Source organism: Anaerobacillus sp. CMMVII, from assembly GCF_025377685.1.
GTDB lineage: Bacteria > Bacillota > Bacilli > Bacillales > Anaerobacillaceae > Anaerobacillus.
Genome location: NZ_JACEHK010000017.1, coordinates 356,382 through 375,664, shown reverse-complemented (window position 1 = coordinate 375,664; position 19,283 = coordinate 356,382). Strand labels below are relative to the sequence as shown.

At 36.0% G+C, this 19,283-nt stretch carries 14 protein-coding genes and 1 pseudogene; 1 reads left to right on the top strand and 14 read right to left on the bottom strand.

Annotated elements, in window-relative coordinates:
- Window positions 1-29 precede the first annotated feature (29 nt).
- The 9 genes and pseudogenes from H1D32_RS23250 to H1D32_RS23205 all read right to left on the bottom strand — a co-directional run bounded on the left by H1D32_RS23250 (window position 30) and on the right by H1D32_RS23205 (window position 12,123).
- The gene (locus H1D32_RS23250; RefSeq protein ID WP_261180566.1) at window positions 30-227 is read right to left on the bottom strand and encodes a hypothetical protein; all 198 of its coding nucleotides are present in this window, start codon (window positions 225-227) and stop codon (window positions 30-32) included.
- A gap of 347 nt (window positions 228-574) precedes the next feature.
- The gene (locus H1D32_RS23245) at window positions 575-823 is read right to left on the bottom strand and encodes a hypothetical protein (RefSeq protein ID WP_261180565.1); all 249 of its coding nucleotides are present in this window, start codon (window positions 821-823) and stop codon (window positions 575-577) included.
- A 32-nt stretch (window positions 824-855) separates the two neighbouring features.
- Window positions 856-1,110 carry a polymer-forming cytoskeletal protein gene (locus H1D32_RS23240; RefSeq protein ID WP_261180638.1) on the bottom strand — a complete coding sequence of 85 codons (255 nt, stop codon included), beginning with the start codon at window positions 1,108-1,110 and terminating at the stop codon, window positions 856-858.
- Window positions 1,111-1,398: 288 nt separating this feature from the next.
- Complete coding sequence (locus H1D32_RS23230) at window positions 1,399-4,422, bottom strand: pullulanase (protein ID WP_396126317.1); 3,024 nt, start codon at window positions 4,420-4,422, stop codon at window positions 1,399-1,401.
- 83 nt (window positions 4,423-4,505) lie between these two features.
- Window positions 4,506-7,475 (bottom strand): annotated as a pseudogene (locus H1D32_RS23225) (pullulanase-associated domain-containing protein); the annotation flags it as partial.
- A gap of 747 nt (window positions 7,476-8,222) precedes the next feature.
- Window positions 8,223-8,582, bottom strand: a complete 360-nt coding sequence (locus H1D32_RS23220) for a phosphatase PAP2 family protein (RefSeq protein WP_261180564.1) — start codon at window positions 8,580-8,582, stop codon at window positions 8,223-8,225.
- Window positions 8,558-8,860 carry a hypothetical protein gene (locus H1D32_RS23215; RefSeq protein ID WP_261180563.1) on the bottom strand — a complete coding sequence of 101 codons (303 nt, stop codon included), beginning with the start codon at window positions 8,858-8,860 and terminating at the stop codon, window positions 8,558-8,560. The genes H1D32_RS23220 and H1D32_RS23215 overlap by 25 nt, the downstream gene beginning before the upstream one ends.
- Window positions 8,861-9,022: 162 nt before the next feature.
- On the bottom strand, window positions 9,023-9,604 hold the full coding sequence (locus H1D32_RS23210; protein ID WP_261180562.1) for a DNRLRE domain-containing protein: 582 nt from the start codon (window positions 9,602-9,604) through the stop codon (window positions 9,023-9,025).
- Between the two features lie 131 nt (window positions 9,605-9,735).
- Window positions 9,736-12,123, bottom strand: coding sequence for a DNRLRE domain-containing protein (locus H1D32_RS23205; protein WP_261180561.1), 2,388 nt, complete (start codon window positions 12,121-12,123; stop codon window positions 9,736-9,738).
- A gap of 348 nt (window positions 12,124-12,471) precedes the next feature.
- Between H1D32_RS23205 and H1D32_RS23200 the strand changes: the two genes are divergently transcribed.
- A complete protein-coding gene (locus tag H1D32_RS23200) occupies window positions 12,472-12,687 on the top strand; it encodes an LAGLIDADG family homing endonuclease (protein ID WP_261180560.1) in 216 nt (71 codons plus the stop codon).
- Window positions 12,688-13,801: 1,114 nt separating this feature from the next.
- Here the strand turns inward: H1D32_RS23200 and H1D32_RS23195 are convergent.
- From H1D32_RS23195 to H1D32_RS23175, 5 genes are all read right to left on the bottom strand, one after another.
- Window positions 13,802-13,999 (bottom strand): hypothetical protein, encoded by a 198-nt coding sequence (locus H1D32_RS23195; RefSeq protein ID WP_261180559.1) that lies wholly within the window; start codon window positions 13,997-13,999, stop codon window positions 13,802-13,804.
- Between the two features lie 239 nt (window positions 14,000-14,238).
- Complete coding sequence (locus H1D32_RS23190; RefSeq protein WP_261180558.1) at window positions 14,239-14,952, bottom strand: TniQ family protein; 714 nt, start codon at window positions 14,950-14,952, stop codon at window positions 14,239-14,241.
- Window positions 14,953-15,188: 236 nt separating this feature from the next.
- On the bottom strand, window positions 15,189-15,782 hold the full coding sequence (locus H1D32_RS23185; protein ID WP_261180557.1) for a hypothetical protein: 594 nt from the start codon (window positions 15,780-15,782) through the stop codon (window positions 15,189-15,191).
- Between the two features lie 8 nt (window positions 15,783-15,790).
- On the bottom strand, window positions 15,791-16,312 hold the full coding sequence (locus H1D32_RS23180; RefSeq protein WP_261180556.1) for a TniB family NTP-binding protein: 522 nt from the start codon (window positions 16,310-16,312) through the stop codon (window positions 15,791-15,793).
- A gap of 2 nt (window positions 16,313-16,314) precedes the next feature.
- Window positions 16,315-19,026: a TnsA endonuclease N-terminal domain-containing protein gene (locus H1D32_RS23175; RefSeq protein WP_261180555.1), complete on the bottom strand. Its 2,712-nt coding sequence runs from the start codon at window positions 19,024-19,026 to the stop codon at window positions 16,315-16,317.
- Between the last annotated feature and the right edge of the window lie 257 nt (window positions 19,027-19,283).

The window sequence follows — 19,283 nt, the reverse complement described above, 5'->3', positions numbered from 1 at the left end:
GTACGTTTTGTTTCATCTACTCAGTCCAGCTATTTCAAACGGTCTAATTTCTCTAGGATTTGCTTTTGTGTTTTAAGGACCTCATGCTGCAGCTCTATTAATTGCTTGGTTAATTCGAGTTGTTGATTCTGTTCTTCTGTAGATACACCATTTATGGCCTTATGGGTGCAGTAGATACCACTCAGTATTAAAACAAGCAGTAATATTAGAAATAATGGGCCTTCCATCTTTAGTAACCTCCTACAGGACTTGCGAAGTAAATTCTTGCTAACACATCACTTTATTCTTCGTTAGATTTGAACTAATAAAAGGATCATTGCCATTAAAGGGATTATAAATAATTGATAAATATGGTCGATTGCGAAAAAATAATTTACTATTTCGGCAAAAATTCTAGATCAATAGCAACCTTACTATCTTTTTATAAATCTTCACACGGTGAAAAATCTGATTTATCTGACACTTAATTTTAACATAAATATCCAGGTAACTACATTACATTTTGAGGCTATAAAACAAATAAACACTAAGCAATCCAGTATCTTTTGGATCAATTAGTGTTTTTAAAGTTATTTTAACTTACTCTTAAAGGATGGAGGCTGTCTACTGCTGTAATTCGATGATCACGATAATTTCCCTTTGTGAGGTAGCTATGCCCTTCATCCGTTTCTAGGACTAACTCAAGCTGTCCTTGATATTCATTGTCTTGATCGTCAGCAACGGAAATATACCAATCCTGATCAGACTCTATGACTAGAGTTGCATGATTAAAATAGATAAACCCCTTATTACTTATGACTGTTTTTAATCCATGTCTTCTCATAATCGATACACCTCATTCAATCAGTGTGAAATCTACTTTCGATAATTTATGATTTCACCATCAATTTTTGATAATAATTCTATACCAGCACTCTTATGGCGGATGATATTGCCATGAACGTTGCCTCTGACGGAGATGCGCGAGTACTGTTGTAGAGTAATATTTCCAATTACGTCAGCATTTAAATCGAGACTTGCTCCTGGTAATACATTTATACATCCGATCACTTTCCCGTTAATACTCGTATCACGTTCGATCGTCAAATCCCCTTCTAAATTTGTGGTAATAATATTGATGGTAATCCCCCCTTATTTATAACTCAAAAATCAAATTTCTACAATCTATCTTTAGTCACACCTGATTGACATCTGCATGATCACTTAACTCACTATAATAGACGTTCTATATTTCAAAAAGGTTTCAAAATTTACCACTAATTTACAGAATAAAATTAAAACATGGTGTCTGACACCGCTCGTGGACATTTTTCATTCATTTTCCACGCGGCATGGACAAAAAACGAAAATAAATAAAAAAGTCTAGTAGCCAATTAGGCTACTAGACTCTCACTTTTGTTATTCCATTCCTCTTCTTCTTCGAATGATGAAGAAGACCCCTCCAGCGAACATTAAGCCCATCCCTACAAATAACCAATTGTAGTTAGTTGTTGCTGTATCAGGTAGTTTTGCGTCTTTTTTACTATCTTTGTCTTTCTTGTCTTTATCTTTCTTTTCTTTATCTTTTTTGTCTTTATCTTTATCTTTATCTTTATCTTTGTCTTTATCTTTGTCTTTATCTTTGTCTTTAGAAGGTGGTTGTGGTGTTTCACCATTACCTGGTTCGCCGTCTCCTGGTTCACCATCTCCTGGCTCACCATCTCCCGGTTCACCATCGCCTGGTTCGCCGTCGCCTGGCTCTTCCTGCTCGACCGCAACTTTAATGACAACAGTTGTTAACGCATCTAAGGTAATTTTCTCAGTTGTTAACGTGAAGCCTGTTTCTGCTTGAACTGCAGTAATACCTGCTTCGTCACTGTCTACTATGACGATGCCTGTTGTTAAGTCTTCACCGATAGTAAAGCTTCTTTCGGTGTTGTCAGCATTAACGAATACATAGTAGGCATCTCCGTTTGTTGCTTCGTTGCGGTAGGCGATTACTTTGTCATTTGTTCTTACTTCTGCTGCATTGATTAAGGTTACATTTTGGTCAACTAGTTCTTTTGAGCCTAATCTGAAGGCGTCTGTTGATCTACGTAACGCGATTAATCCTTGTGTGTACTCACGAGTGACGTTGTTCACAGGATATAGCTCAGCGTTTGTTGCTTTTTCCCAATCAAATCTGTTAATGATATCTGACGAGTCATAAGAGTCATGAATGAAGTATGGATTTTGGAACGGCTTACCCTCTTGGTCTACCATGAACGTAGACTTGTATGGAGCTTCTTCGGCCGGAGCTAACCATTGCTTTGTACGTCCAAACTCTTGACCAGCGTGGATAAAGGCTGTTCCTTGAGCTGTAAGTACCATCGCATTCCCAATTCTAATTCGCTTATGGATCTCTAAATCATTGGCAGCAATTGCTGGGTCTTTCTTAATTGATTGAGCAATCACATCGTACAGTGTTAAGTTGTCATGCGCTTCAATATAAGGAACGACATCACCTGGCTGATCTGCCACGAAATTACGTGGTTGAGCCTTAATGTTTTCAAAAATTTGTTGAACGTTTCTTGCACCGTCTGTAATAAATCTCGGTTGACCTTCGCTACCGAATCCTGATTTTAATTCATTTCTGAATTCATCAGAGAAGCTACCAACAGCTTCTGTGTATTGCATCCAGTCTTGGTCAGCTGGTTGTACAGGATCGCCTTCATCACCAGCAAATGTTCTCCAGCCTTCACCGATCATCACAATGTTCGGATTGATGGCTTTCGCTTTATCAAACGCTTCTTGAATACTTTCTGCATCATGGTCACCCATCATATCAAAACGGAAACCATCGACTTTGTACTCATTGACCCAGTGAAGAATTGAGTCAACAAGAACTCTTCTTGCCATTTTATGAGTTGTACCTAAACGTCCGCCACCAAAGCTTGTTCTTGGCGTACCATCAGCATCCATAAAATGATAGTAGTTTGGTACAAGGTCTTCGAAAATGGAAACTCTTGCAGTATGGTTGTAAACAACATCTAGAATAACACCCATATCACGTCTATGAATCTCACCAATTAAATTCTTAAATTCTTTTACTCGTAGTTCAGGATCATTCGGATTTTCTGAATACATTCCTGAAAGAGAGAAGTAACTGTGAGGGTCATAACCCCAGTTATAGTTCGTTTGTGTTGAGGCATACTCGAGCATTCTTACTTGATTTTTCAATTCGTCGCCAAAAAAGTAGCTCATCACTGGTAGGAGTTGGATATGAGTAACACCTAATGATTGGATGTAATCTAATTTTTCAACAAAGGCAGCGAAAGTTCCAAATTGAGCCTTCAGATCTGCTGCAATGTTTGGATCAGATGTAAAGTCACGAACGTGAACTTCGTAAATGATCGCATCCTCACGCTTTTCATAGCCAGGAATCTCGGCAAAATCTAATTCAGGACCAATGCTAGAAAGATCAACAATTGCTGCTTTCCCAACTGGGTACCCTGCTTCATGACTCCAAGCTGCCATTGATTTTGCATAAGGATCAAGCGCTAATTTCGTCACTTCACCATGAGTAATACTGAAGTGATAGTAGAAACCTCTTAAGCTATCTAATCCTGTATTTGCTTTATCAAGTGTGACAGTCCAAACACCTTTTTCACCAAGTGTCATTGGCACTGCTTCTTTCACAACTTTGTATTGATCGTCTTTGTCATATAGAACAACAGAAACTTGATCCGCTTTTGGAGACCATAGCTTTAATGTTGCTGTTCCATCGGCGTGTAGCTTAACGCCTAGCTCACCATCATAGCCATACATTTCGTCAATTAATCTCCAGCCAGCTTTTGCCGACACTGTTCTCTCACCATAAGTGATTTCAAACGGAGCTTGATCTAAGTCGAATTGACCGTGAATGTTCACGCGCTTGGCATCTTCAATTGTGACACTGTCGAACGTGATTGTTTGGCCATCCTTGTCTTTGATCGAAATTTCATTTTTTAACTCATCAACAGTTAAGCCTTCTGTTTTCGAAAAAACAAGACCGATTTTTTTGTCTGAAAGCAATTCACCAGAAACAAGCACAACTGGAATTGCTCCAAATGGATTCGTGTAAATTTTGTCATCACCATGCTTAACAAAAATTTCTTTATATTGATCTAGCATTTCAAAACTATAATCACTTGTTTGACTACCGTTTTGCTTATTTACAAACAGGAAGCCTATTTTTTTAGCTGCTTCTTGTAAACTAATATCGTAGTAAGCACCATATTTGCCAACACCCGCTTTATCAGTAGCGCCATTTGGCCAACCATCTGATGGTGCGACAACATCTGCCCAGTTCCAAACTGCCCAACCATCATAGTCTTTTTCTGATCTTTCATAGTGAATACGTACGGTATTTTCAGGAAGATCAACCGGTTCCCAGAAGAATACTTCGTCAGAGCCTTGTTTAATCCATACTTCATTAATTTCTGGTGAGAATAGCTCGACTTTTTATCGTCGCCGTCTTTATCACCATTTGTTGTGTTTAAGACAAGGAAACCAACTTTTTGTGCATTCGGAATTAGTGGAATATCAAGGTACGCACCGTAGCTTGTCGTTTGGTCAGCAACGAATTTTGTCCCACCCGTTGGCCAGTTGCTTGACGGTGTAGCAACGTCATCCCATAACCATAAGCCTAAATCCGTAAAGTTGTTATCTATTCTTTGGTAGTGAACTCGTAGTGTATTTTCAGGAATTCCTGCTTCTTCATCAGGGTTCTTGTAGAATACTTCATCCGAGCCTTGTTTGATCCAAATATCTGTTACACCTGGAGTAAGTTGGACCGTTTTATCATTTCCATCTTTTTGTTCATTCGTTACATCTAAAACTAAGAACCCTACTTCTTGGGCATTTGGCTTTAACGTAATGTCAAGGTATGCACCAAAACTTGTTTCTTGTCCTGCCACGAACATTGTCGCACCTGTTGGCCAATTTTCTGAAGGCGCTGTAACGTCACCCCATAGCCATAAACCTAGGTTCGCATAATCATGATTTGTTCTTTGGTAATGAACTCGTAACGTGCTCTGAGTTCCTAAAATTGTTCCGCCTTCAGCTGTAAGAAGAACGGTTCCACCTTCAGCCATTGCCGGGATTGAAAATGAAACTTCCCCATTTTCAGCAGTGTACGTTTTCCCTGAATAATGATCTGTTACGACAAGGTCTGAAGAACTCACAGCTAGTGTTACTTGCTTCGCTTGTTCCGCAACGTTTAAGCCTACATAAACAGACTCACCTTCGTAATTACGAGAGAAAATTTGATATTTTTCTTGATCAGATCCTGCAAGTTTTACACGATCACCTTTTGCAAATACTTTCGCGTTTTCACCTCTAAACGCCAATAGCTTTTGGTAGTGAGAAAGAACGTCATTACCTGCTACTTTGTCCCAAGGCATATTTGGTCGGTTTGTATAGTAAGGATAGTTTGCCTCACCAGATAACCCTAGTTCCTCACCATAATAGATGACAGGCTGACCTTTAGCGGTGATTTGTAGTGCCGCAGCAATTTTTAACTTCCCTTTGTCGCCATTCACCGAATGTAAAAATCCATTCTCATCATGACTTCCTAAAAATTGTCCTAACGTTGCACTGTTTGTTAACTTATTATTTCTTGCAACTAACGTGTTATGAACTTGATCAAGTTGACCATTTGCAAAGTTACGAGCATAGTTTTTAAAATTGAAATCTAGTAGCGAGTCCATCATGCCTGTGTTTAAGTAGCCATGATCATCGTTTTGCGACGCCCCCCATGATTCGCCAATCATCTTGAATTCAGGCATCGCTTTTGTTAATTCATTTTTAAATGCCATCCATGTTGTATCTTCAACGTGCTTGACTGTATCGACACGGAAGTAATCAATCGTGTTTCCTTTAGCCGTACGAGATTTATTGATCCAATCTACTTGCCATTCCACAATTTGATTACGAACTGCCGAATCTTCTGTAATGAAATCAGGTAACCCAGCTAGTTCACCGCGAACAGTTGCTTCACCAACATTTTTACCTTGACGAAGCATATCCTTGTAAAATTCACGCTCCGCGTCAGTTGGGTATCCATTCGGACGTTTATCGACAGCTAATTCACCATCAACGACTTTCAACCCATAACCTGTATGGTTTAACACAACGTCAACCATAATTTTCATTCCACGAGCATGAGCTTCGTCAATTAATTCGTGGAAATCTGCCATCGAGCCAAAGTGCGGGTTTAACTTTTCAAAGTTACTCGCCCAATAGCCATGGTAGCCATAGTACGGTGTCCCAGGATTTTGGTGTCTAACATCGAACTTAATATTTTCGACAATCGGATTGATCCAAATTGTATTAATTCCTAAGTCATTAAGATAATCTAATTTTTTCGTAATTCCTTTGAAATCTCCACCTTGGTAAGCACCAGGTAAGCTTGTATCATAATTCATTTTATAAGGATCGTTATTCGTTGAGTCTCCATCGAAGAAACGGTCTGTTAATAAGAAATAAATTAAGGCTTCATCCCAATCGAAGTCCGCTTCACCAATAAATGTTCGCGCTTTCACTTCAAGGGTCACTTCACCTTTATGAGTACCACCAAATGCATCAACTGCAACAATCGGTAATACCTTTTGACCAGCTGTTGTTTTGTGATCTACAGAAATTGTCACTTCATTTAATAGTGGGTCCACTTTTAGCTTCGCAGGACCACCAACACTTGTAGCGTCAACATATAGTTCACGAATTTCAATTTCATCTTTGTTATCAAGTTCTACTGTAACAACTGCATTTTGATTATACGTAACAGCTTTTGGATATACAGAGCCTGTGACGTTCACATCAGCAACGACATACGCTAACGTCGACTTCCCATTAACCGTATTGTAAGGATCTGTAACCTCTGTTGTCACACCGTCGACCGTTACGAAATAAGTATAATCATAAACTCCAGGAGCTATATTTTCATATGTGTAAACAAAACGTTCATTAAGCGGCTCATAAACCATCTCGAAGCGAGCATCAGCTACACTAAGCTCAACTTTTTCGATTTTGGCCATTTCGTTGTTGTAAAATAGGGTTTTATCTCGGAAGTAAAAATGGGCATTGCCATTATCGACAACAGGTGCCGTACCATCCGGAACTATATGAAATGGAGCTTGACCACTTTTTACAAAAACTTTCGTGATAGGGTCATTTTTATTTAATTTAATATTGCGGTCCATATCAGGATCTTTCTCTTCCCAATCACCACGACGAACGATAAAGCCGACGGTATCAGCCTTCGGACCTACTGCAATTTTAGCAATCGCTTTACCATCTTTAAATTCTGTAAAGTCGATCTGATCGTTTTTTGCATCTGTACCCCAAACCCACAGATTCCAACCTGTGTAGTCTCCGTTTGGTCTCTCATATTCAAAGTGAATATGACGTTCAACGGAACTAGTAGTTTCTGCCGTTACTACAGCCGGAATATAGCTGGTAAAAACGGAAAAAACCATAATAAGAGATAACCAAAATGAAAGTAACCTTTGATATTTCTTACTAATCATACGCTTCTTTACCCCTTTCAGTTTGTTTGAGTATTTTGTTCCGGTTATTGCGAAACCGTTTGCACAAATCTGGTAAAAAAGATAGATAGCAAAAAGGACTCTATTTTTCTATCTATGCAAACGCTAACATTTAACCGTTAAATCTAAGATACTTTGTTTTTGGCTTTAGTGCAACAGGAAATTTCGTGGTTAGGGCAGTTATTTTTAATATTTCGGTAATTTAAAGGCAGGATGATCGGCGAACTAGCAGTTTGGTAGGTTTGTGCCGAGTTTGTGCAACCTCGTGCGCAAACGATGTCATTTGGGTGTCAGACACCCTTCATGGACATTTTTCATGAATATTCCATCTCACGTGGACATATAGGTGAAGCGGGGGTGTATTATAAGGAACAGTAATGGAACGGAGCAAGAAAATTTCCATAGGATGTTTTAGCGGAGTCTGCCTAGAACTGTAGAAAGTGCTAAGGGACTTACCTTAGCACCTAAGCTAAATATGTAGATTGTGGTCTTATAGTTCTGCACTACGGGACTTTATTTTTCTAATTGTAATTACAGTCACTAATGCCAGTGATTAGTGACCTAATTTTCCTAAATTTTGTAATTTACGGTCGCATAGATCTGCGCTATGTAACCCACTTTCCCTAAGTATTGTAAACCCTAGTCACATAGCTCAAATCAAGCCAGTATTTAAAGCAATCATTCCTCATGTTTTTTTTCAATTCGATATTGGTACAGCCAAATGGTGACGTAAAGCCAGGTTCCACTTACTAGGAAGGCTCCAAGTATATCGGTTGTATAATGGACTCCTAAATAAATTCGGCTAATCGCGATAAAGATAATCATGAAGCAACTAAACACAATCAACATGACTCGTCTTGTTGAGGTTTTAACATGCCTCCATAATATAAAGGTAATGATCCCGTACAAAGAAACAGCTGCCATTGTATGACCACTTGGGTAACTAAATCCACCTTCATCAATTAACCGTGACAGAGGCCGCTCTCGTTTGATTAAAAATTTAAGAGCTTGATTTATGGCTGTAGAACCGACCAACACAACGATAAATAAAACAACTTCATGCCACTTTTATATATTTTATAGATAATCATCAGTAGGATAAGCGATATGATAATCACTGGCATGGTGTTACCAATATAACTAAATACTTTCATTACTGTTGTTAGAAAGTCGGTCTCAAATGGCTTAACTATGTCAATTACATACTGATCTAACCGATCTACCCCGTTATTAACAACTGAATAGGTAAGGAAAATAAAGCATTGGATAAGTATTAATACTGTCACAATAAACCGAAATAACGATTTTTTCTCCATGATGTACACCTGTCTGATCGTTTTTGATTTGTTTAGTATCTACAACCTCTTTGGGATTTACTCAAGTGCGTGCCTGAAATGGTTGACGTAAACTAACTTTTGTTTCAATTGACTAACAAGAGGGGGAACTCCCATGGAATTCCCCCTTACTGCACTCTACATTTATTTAACTCCAATTGATAATACTGGCCTGTAGGAGGAATTTGCCTCTTCTTTGGAATATAAGTTCACATTTCCACCTTGACCTAATAAATCTATGACTAGAAAACTCACTTCATTTCCCGCTGCATTTTTTACAAATTCACTTACATCGACACTATGTTCAGTGACCACAGATTGATTTACTGTAAACGTTCCTAAGAAAAATGCTGACTCATTTTCACCAGTTACCTCAACGCGATCACTTAACAAATTAGGTGCTGTATTCCAAGTGATGGTTTCTTCGCTCCAATTATTTTCGAGTATTCCAAATACAGCAAGTTCAACAGAAGTCGTATTACTACCGAGTCTTCCTGTTAATTGAAAAGTTGCTTTTTCGAGCTCTTCTCCTAACTCATCTATATTAAATTTATAAAAGCCAACTCTTCCAGTCGTTTTCGTGGAATTACTTTTAATATTAAAGTACTTATGGAAGTTTACATCACGTTCTCCTTCAAGGCTTGGATCAGAAACACCATAATTTCTGTTTGGAAACTCAATGTCTACCTTCGCATCATCGGTTGGGGTAAACGGAATGTAGGTCAATGTATCGTCTTCTTCTGGCTGAGTGTTTTCCGACTCATAGGTATTAATAGATAGTACAGGCCAACGAGAGGCGTCTGCTTCTTCTTTCGAATATAGATTTACATTTCCGTTTTGTCCTAGTTTGTCGATAACTAAGAAACTGACTTCATCGTTCGCATTTTCACAAATTCTGTTACATCCACACTATATTCGGCATTATCTGCTTGATCGACAGTAAAGCTTCCAATATAAAATGCAGTCTCATCAACCCCTGTCACTTCGACAACATTATCAGCTAAGTTAGGAGCATTATTCCAAGTAATCGTTTCCTCATCCCAATTGTTTTCCAGTATAGCAAAAACAGCTAATTCTACTGAGGTTGTATTGCTACCTGTTTTTCCTGTTAATTGGAACGCTGCACTACTAATCTCATTAATGTCCGATAGGTCATATTTAAAGTAAGCAACTCGACCAGTAGTTTTCGAGGAATTACTTTTTATATTAAAATACTTATAAAAATTTACATTAGATAGTAAATCCTGGTTATAAACACCGTAATTACTATCAGGGGACTGAATATCTACTTTCGCATCATCGGTAGGATTCAGAGCTACGTTAATTACTTCCTTTTCATCTTCCTCATTAATTAAATAGACAAACTCTTCTCCAGAAATATTTTGGAGCAGGTTATTTTCAACAGTAATTCGCTTACCAGCCTCTATTCGAATCCCATTCGTACTATTAACAATTTTATTATTAATAACCGTAATATCTTCTGGAATTCCGGCACCTTTGTTGTTATTATTTCTATCTCCCAGATCTTCTGCAATATAAATTGCCCAGAAACCTGAAGCACGGTTATTTACAATCGTGTTATCTTTTACTACGGTGCGCGGGGCATTTAGCAAATAAATCCCTTTTGAATTTGCCGGTCCGCGAGTATTCACAATCGTATTTTTCTCGATGACGGTTCCTGGAGATCCCATAATGACAGTAATACCATCACGAGTATTCGTTAATGTATTGTGGTGAATGTAATTCCCTTCCCCTGAAGCAGAATGGGAGTTTGGAGCTGTTCCCCCTGTATTTCCTACCCCAATACCACCTCGAATCACTCCGTCGACTCGATTATTCCGCACCTCATTTAAATATTCGCCTTGTCCATGTAAATCAATTGCATCATGAATATTATCTTTATACTTGTTTCCGTCAACTAGATTGTTATGGGCAAAATTTTGAATTAGTGTTCCATGTCTCATATATGGACCTTCAAAACTATTGTTTCTTACCACATTAAAATACGTATCATTGGCATGGCCTAATCGGTCAATCCCTTGAATTCCTTGGATCGTTACACCATAACCGGCTCCTCCACCACCAACATCGGTAGCGTTTCGGAATGTAGAGTTTTCAACGACTACTCGATTACTCTTTTCAATGCGAATGCCCATTCGTTGAAATTTCTCAATGGTTACCTGATCAATCGTAATATGATGAGAGGCTTGACCTGCGAAATCTGCTATAAAAATTCCATACCCTGGACCTCCACGTTCTGGATTATTTACACTAGGATTTTCTGAATAAGCACCATCGAACGTAGAGGTAATCGTTAAATTAGAGACAACTACATCATGTCTCCCATAGGAAGTAATAACCTTACTATTAGGCACCTCTTTGACATCAAAGTGAGATACGAGTTTTACACCTTTTTCACTTTGGCCTCTTAGGTTTACTCCATTTTTTAAGTAAAAATGGGATGTATGATCGTTCGGCATCGTTCCTCTTAAATTATAGATACCGTTCGGAAAATAGACCTCATCTCCTGGTTGAGCTGCTTCAATCGCCGCAATAATGGCAGGCGTATCATCATGGTCACTATCTTGTGTATCTGCTCCGAAATCTAACACATTTAACGTTACTCCTGTGACAGCATTCGGAGTGTGTGGAACATATTCAGTTTCATCTGGATAATATAAACCTGCTTTTGTAAAAGGTTTTGCATCAGGCTTGGGACCTGGATCGAGAACTGTTAATTGTTCAACTACTGGTTCACCGGGTGCATAAATATGAACAGCAGTCAGGCTATTCCAAGCATTGCTGGAGTTTCCGTAGCCAATAATCCTAACATATCTTGCTGTTTGGTCGTCAAAATCTACTAATTCTAAATTAATGCTTTCCCCGCTGCTTTCAAATTGACTAACGACCTTGGACCATTCTGAGCCATCAACAGACAATTCAACACCGATCGTAGACTTACGTACATTACCACTATGAAAAGCAACCCCTAAATAGCCTAGTTCTTCCACTCTACCTAAATCATACTGGATCCACTCTCCTTCTCCTTGAGCAGACCACCTTGTTCCTAAATCATCATCAAGCGTATTTTCTGGGACATTACCATCATGGACACTAGCCAAAACAGAATCTACATGGTACCGATGAGGGGCATCCTCTGCACTAGCAACTGAATGACCGATAGAAGGAACTAGACTGCTAAACACCAATAACCAACTAAAAAATAACAAAGTCGCTTTTTTCACTATGACACCACTCTCCATTTCATTTTTTTGAAATTGTCGCCATTCACTCCTTCGTCCTCATTCCTTTCGATATAAAGATTTCTGCATTTATAAAGCGCTTTCACAAATGAATAGGCATTTTCTTTGCCCATTAAAATTTTATCACCACTAAAAATACTCTCACAATTGGCGTTCTTTACTTAAACCTTGGTTTTTTTTAGAATATTAAGAAAATAAACCCCTAAAACTTTAGGAGTTAAAGTTTTAGGGGTTTAATAAAGGTTAAATCTATTGAAAAATAAATATTTTTCATTCATAATAAAAATAGAACAAACGTTCCTATTTATTCTTTAAAGGAGGACTTTAGCTTTGAATAATATTGAAGCCGCTTACTTAGCCGGGATTATTGATGGTGAGGGGACAATTACACTAACCAAAATGAATAACACCCATAATCGCAGGCAAGTAATTTCTATTGCCTCTACAGACCTTGAGCTATTAACCTATGTACAAGAATTAACCGGTGGTTGTATAAGTAATAAAAAAATTATAAGCCAAGTAAGCATAAAAATTCTTATTCATTAGTAATCAAAAGTAAAGAAACAGTCTTTACTATACTAAGAGCTATAGCACCCTATTTAAGGGTACCTTCTAAGAAAAAACGAGGTGAATTTATTTTAAAAGATTACGAAAATGTAACGCCACGTAACGGAAAATATAATAAAGAAACGTTAATGCTAAAACAAAAATTTGAAAACGATTTTTTCTGCTTATAAAAACAACCGCGTAGCCTGACACGGCTTGTGACTTAAAGCATATAATTGCCAAACGTTAAACCATATCGTTGCCAGCCCTTGGTACATTTAAATCATTTAGAGGGATCTCATTTCATCAATACCTATCACACTAAAAAGTATTGGAAATTTGTATCTGCATAGTAAACTTTAGGCAATGATATGCTGCCGAACTAAACTTTAGGCAATGATATGACTTGTAGCTGATTAACTATACATACCGAAGCCTTATCATGCAAAAATACTAGCCCCTCGAAATCTTCATCTAATTGTTGTTAAGTGTTATCTTATTGATATTCCAGTGGACAATAACAAGCTTATTCCTTCTTTAACTTGCTTCCACACGTCTATTCTTTCCTTTAGCTTAAATATTCCCTGTTCCGTTACTAGCGGTGCCAACTTAGTAATGTAACTTTTTGGTAAATTAAATTCTCTTTAGAATACAGAATATTATAATCAAACTGACTATGTTCATTACTTAAATAACTCATCTTACTCTTTTTTTGTTTTAACATAAAAAAGTCCGCCGGATACCCTTAAGACACAAATTTAGTGTTCTCCTACGGTCCGATGGACTTCTCATTTTTAATTTAATTTTAAATAATAATTATATGCTTTTATTATAACATACGCACTTTAATTATTGCCACTTCATATTGACTTTTATGTAGTTAATAGTTTTTACTGCACCCAAAATGACTGTATAGAACGAAAGATATCCCACATTCACTACCTTGACTTTGTATGTGGTATTTCCCCTAACAAATAATTATTTTACTTTTTACTTTTCTACCTTATCAAAGAATGTTTGTTGAAATAATTTACAACTAAAGATAATACAAATGACTAAAATTATCTATTTGGTTACTAATCTTCTGTCTAATCAAAATGTGAATTCCACTTATTTATTTGCTATTATTCTTAGAGATATTTAATCTAGTAAAAACTTTATCTCTTGCGGCATACAACTCCTTATAATAAATTGGAAAGGAAACCCTCCTCTTGATTTTACCTTCTGTTGGATAATCTCCTTCTGCAATGATCTCCTTTACTACTTTGAGCATTTCTTGATAAATCTTTTCATGTGTCTCTTTTTTTTTCATATTATTGTAATCCGCTCTTTTCTGTGATATTTTTTTACAAATATCGTTTGCATATCGGTATGCTCTATAACGAGTACAGTCTAGCCTGAAAAGTATTTCATTCATACTAGGTGGCGGTTCTTCATTACTTCTTAAAATACTAAATAATTCTTCCCTTAGCTTTTCTGGATTAAAACCTTTTTCTACTTTTCTTCTATTACGAAACAGACGAATAGCAGAATTATTTACATTTTTTTTATTTACTTTTTAAATTCTATTAGCTCTTCTATAGGCATATTAAAAAAATAAGAAAAATGTAATAGCTTCTCAAATGAAATAAAATGTGTGCCTGATTGCCATTTATGAACCATTGAACCTTCTATTTGAAAACGCTGTGCAAATTCACTTATATTCCCATTGCTGTATTCATCAATAGAATTTTTTATTATTCTAGCTGTAACCCATTTAGTTGGCACATTATTATTTTTCTGAAAATATTCAATTAAAGATTTCACATTATTTAATTTACTTAATTCCCAATCATTAATTTTTATTGTTCCCATAACATTTTCACCTAACCACTTTTGGCACTTTGAACAAAAACCTGGTCTAGTATTGCTAGCAATTATGCTATTAGTATTTTTACATTTCGGGCATATAGAATTTAGTTTTACAAAGTGTTTAGGACAAAAATTGATATACTTTATATACCAAATAAGTCTTTCATATATCACATCAGAATTGTTTTTCGCTTCTTCTAGACAGTTACTACACCAACTCCTTTTGTCCTTGGTTAATCCTTTGGAAACTAAACCTTTCCAATTTAATAAAGTTGTATTTATTAAATTCTCTTGAATAGTTAAATACTCTAAAGCTTGGACAAAATCTAAAGTGATATCCGAAAAACCATTTAAGTATTTTGTGAAAGATGTTGCTCTCTTTCTTATTAGTTTTCCTAAATATTCTTTATCCAACCCTTTGAAATTTCTAGTTCCATAAGTTTACCAACATCTACGCAATGATAATTAGCTAACCTTGTAATATAGCTGCTTAAACTTTCAACCTCAAACGTATTATTTCCTTCTAGATTAAGATTAAATAGGCGACTACGTTTGGATAGTTGTACATCTAAATTTAAATTATTATTCATGACTAACAACCTTTATACTAATATATTTTATACCTTCAATTCTAAAATTATAAAGTTACATTATTTAGCTTCTTCAAAATCATTATCTAAACCTACCCTATCCCTTTTTGGCTTTCTCTCTCCAACTCTTCTTTTTGACTTTTCTTTATCAATATTTTGTTTACTCTCTTCAACTTTATTAAGATTTAGCAGTGAGTAGAGCTCACTTTCACGTGCAAGTGAATCAATTTTCTTTTCTTCCTCAATTACTTCGGCAGCCATTTTAATACACTGATCAGGAGTTAAAGCAAACCTATTAAAGTCATCAATATCCAAAGTCCTAATTGACTCATCCGTTCTTAGTTTGTTTTTGTATGTTCTATATATCCAATCCTTTAAAATACCTATACAACCAATGGTTCTCGAATAAAAATATTCCCAATGTTCTACAAGATTAGGCTCTTCTACTAAGGGGATTTGTTTCTGAAAAACCCAAAGAACATTTATAAAAGCGTCCTTTTCTTCCTCAATTTCGGCCCGATATCTACGAAGATGCACATCCATACCCCTTCTACTTAATTGACCGCTTAAGTTTCTGAACTGTAATAATCCATAAGTTCCAAATAATATAATTGGCACCCTACTTGTGGATGCTAATGATTTGATTGCATCCATTTGATTTATTAAACTTCTCCCACTACCGACTTTGTCATATGTTGAGCTTCGTCGATCAAAACAACCTTTGTTTTTCTATACTTAAGAACATTTTCAAGTGATTGCCTTAAAGCACGCATACTGCCAGACTTTTTGATCCCCGCCTCATCAAAACTTACTTTATGATCTACTAAGGGTTCATTTGCACTATGGAGGGCCCTTGTATAAAAATCTATCCAATCAAATATACCGGTTTCTGGTGAAATCGCCTCTGTACCCACGACAGGAATAAAGCCTCTATCTTCACGGATTAACTCAGTATTATCCTCATATATATGTTTTATAATTTTGGAAAATAAAGTCGATTTCCCCACACCACTTGGTCCATAAACAAGTAAAATATTATTATCACTTGTAACATCAATTCTTTCTAATAACTCTTTGTAAGCTGTTATTAACGTTGGATGAGCTACAACGTAATTTTCAAAATATCGGATCCTTTCATCAACTGGACCTTTTAATAAACTTATAGGAAATAATTTTTCACTCAACGTTAAAACTCCTCATATAATACGAAGTTGTTTACGGCTTTTTTAATATGTTTATTCTCTTTATCTTTTACTAATTCAATACCCTTTTTATCCAATATTTTATTTTTTTGATTTACATTAGATGACGTTTGCTTACCAGAAGATTTCCCACCTTCAATAACTTCAAACGTACACTTTAAAGCCCGATCTTTAGCTCTTTGATTATGAAGGATTTCATCCCCTTCGAGACTTTCTAAAAATCTAGCTACTTCTGCGCCAGATAACGAAGAGTTTGTGCCATTCAACTTCTTCCTTCTTCTTATTTCAGTTGAAGCCATTTTGACTTCCTTTTCTGTTCGATTTTCTAGTATAATAAAAAATTCTGAACGTAATTTTACCCAATATTTATTCACATATGCATAAGCAATTCCCATATTAAACGGATCATACCTAACTGTGATTTGTTTACCCTCTATTTCGGGATTTAATAGTGCATCTGACCAGTAATAAAAATTATTTATTTTTACCCCCATACCTGTTTGTACTTTCGCTGTTCCTTTTTTGGTACTAGGTAAAGTCATCATTTTAAATGTTTCATCATAACTAATAAATGTGCATTCCCTCATTCCAGTCTTAGCAATTCTATTCAAATAAGCATCTCTAGGACATTCATCCAATGAAGAATGCAATTTTGTATCGTAAATATCAAAAGACCAAGTGCTCAGCGCTTCATATAACTTCTCTAAAGTCCAAACAGCATTATTTTTAGGATTTACTTTCTTTGTAACTTCTCGAACATTCTTCATTATTTTTGTATTCCCTAGTAAGTTATGGATAAAAACGGTATTAGTAGTCCCAAAAAGCCTCTCAACTACAGATCCGAATCGAGGTTTAGCCCCTGGTCGGTTCTTTTTTTCAACGTTATAGCGTGCAAGTAGAGTTTCAAAATAGACACTTTGAAATTCCTTTCCTCCATCTACAACTAATTGACTAGGCAGTCTAGATTGAATCCTTACACATTCTCTAATTACCATCAAACAAGATCGATAGCTTGGAGGGTCGAATGTTAAATAAAATGCCAATATTTTGCGAGAGTAGGCATCAATTAAAAATGTAATCCATGGTCTACCAAGATTTTTATTTGTAGTAGAACATATCAATTCTATGTCTAATTCTGTATGATCTATATGACATATTTCAAAAGGACGATCCCCATGACGAGGCGTTGTTAAAGATAATTCGAAATAAAACTGTTCTGTGTCATATGATCCTTTAGTCCCTTTCCGTTTTCTTGTTTGCTCATGTATTGGACGTTTTTTTACTTCCTTAGAAAATGTCATGTAACTTGGTGGTGAAAATCCTTTTTCAATACATTCGTTAGAAAGTAAATTATGTACAGTTCTCATATTTTTTTGTCTAATATTTTCGTATCCCTCCCCTATATGAAGATCTATGAGGTCTAATACTTGTGGCGGTAGTTTTCTCAGTCGATTTCCTTGCTTATGTCTCGCCGGAAGTAAACCAGCATACCCATTCCCATATAGTTTTTCAGCTTCTACATATTTGAATTTCCAATATCTCAAGGTCCTACTTGGTACATTGAGACTTTCAGGTTTTTCACCTTTTAAATAACTTTGTAGCTTAAAATATTTTTCATTTGCTTCTTTTAATTCCTCCACACTTGCTTTGATTAATATTTCATGCATTAATTGATGATTTTCCGTCATTTCTTCTTTTTTAATACCAATAATTAATCCTTTTTTTATTAGATCTTTAAATGTAGGATACTTCAAATTGATAATATCTTCAGTTTCACTAAGTAAAGTTACTGTTTCTTCACCTACATTAATAATCGCCCAATTTCTACCATTCCAATTTAACTGATTTCCAATATTAAGCTTTAATAATAACGGTTCGGATTTGTCATTATCGACATTAGATTGTTTTATATTTATAACTGCATTAGCTATTTCTTTGTTAATAAAAAGAGGGAATTTATCAAAGTCAGTAATCAGGTAGGTTTCCAGGTCAACATAAATATCACCTAATGCTATAAGTGTATATACATCATCAGCTGTGAAAACAGAATGTTTTGTAAGTAAGTTGTCTAGAGTTAACTCTGGTTTCTCTGCAACCAACCCCAAAACTAGTTCTTTTATATCGGACAAAACGTATGGGTTATCTTGGTAGAGGTAATCTTCTAGGAAGCGAAGATTTCTTTGAAGCGTCCAATTAATCTCATTAGAGGTTCTCACTCGAAAAGCTAACCCGAACTGATTAGCGTGTTGTTCAGCAGGCGGACACCTCCACTTACCATTTTCATCTAGATTGTATCGCTCAGGATATTTTTCACTTAATTTTTCCATATCCTTTTCCATCTTCCACTCTTCCCAACCTATAAAGTCAGTAGAAATAACAAAAAAATCAGCAGTGTAACGGTGCCCTCTTTTTTTACCATTTACCATATAATTAATCGGAAAAGATTGTGGCTGATCATAATATTCTAGAACCTTTTCATCAAACTCTTTTTCATATATAGCACACAATTCAAGCTTATGACTTTCAAACTGAATTGTTACTCCCATCTTCTTACTAGGATAGAAACCTGTAACGTTTTTACCATTACTCCTTACTCTTCTGGCCGGTTCAGAATTTCTTATACTGATAATCATGTTCTGAGTTTCTACTGGCAAGTTATTATTTCTAAAGAAAGATTCGATGTCTGCAATCATCATTTTCCACTCCACTTCATTACGGTTTTTTAAATTAACCATTATTTTTTGTAATAATTCCCTTTTTAAACATTCATCTTTCTCAACTTGGATAGCTTCTTGCTCAATATTAAATAGGCACACCATTTTAATACTTACAAAAAACCTTTACTTTTACATCAAATTTCCTATCCTACGCTTCGGTCTACGAACATGTTTTCAATTTTTTATTTTTTAGAAAAACTCTTTTGCTTTAATAAAACTCATTATCCTAAATCATT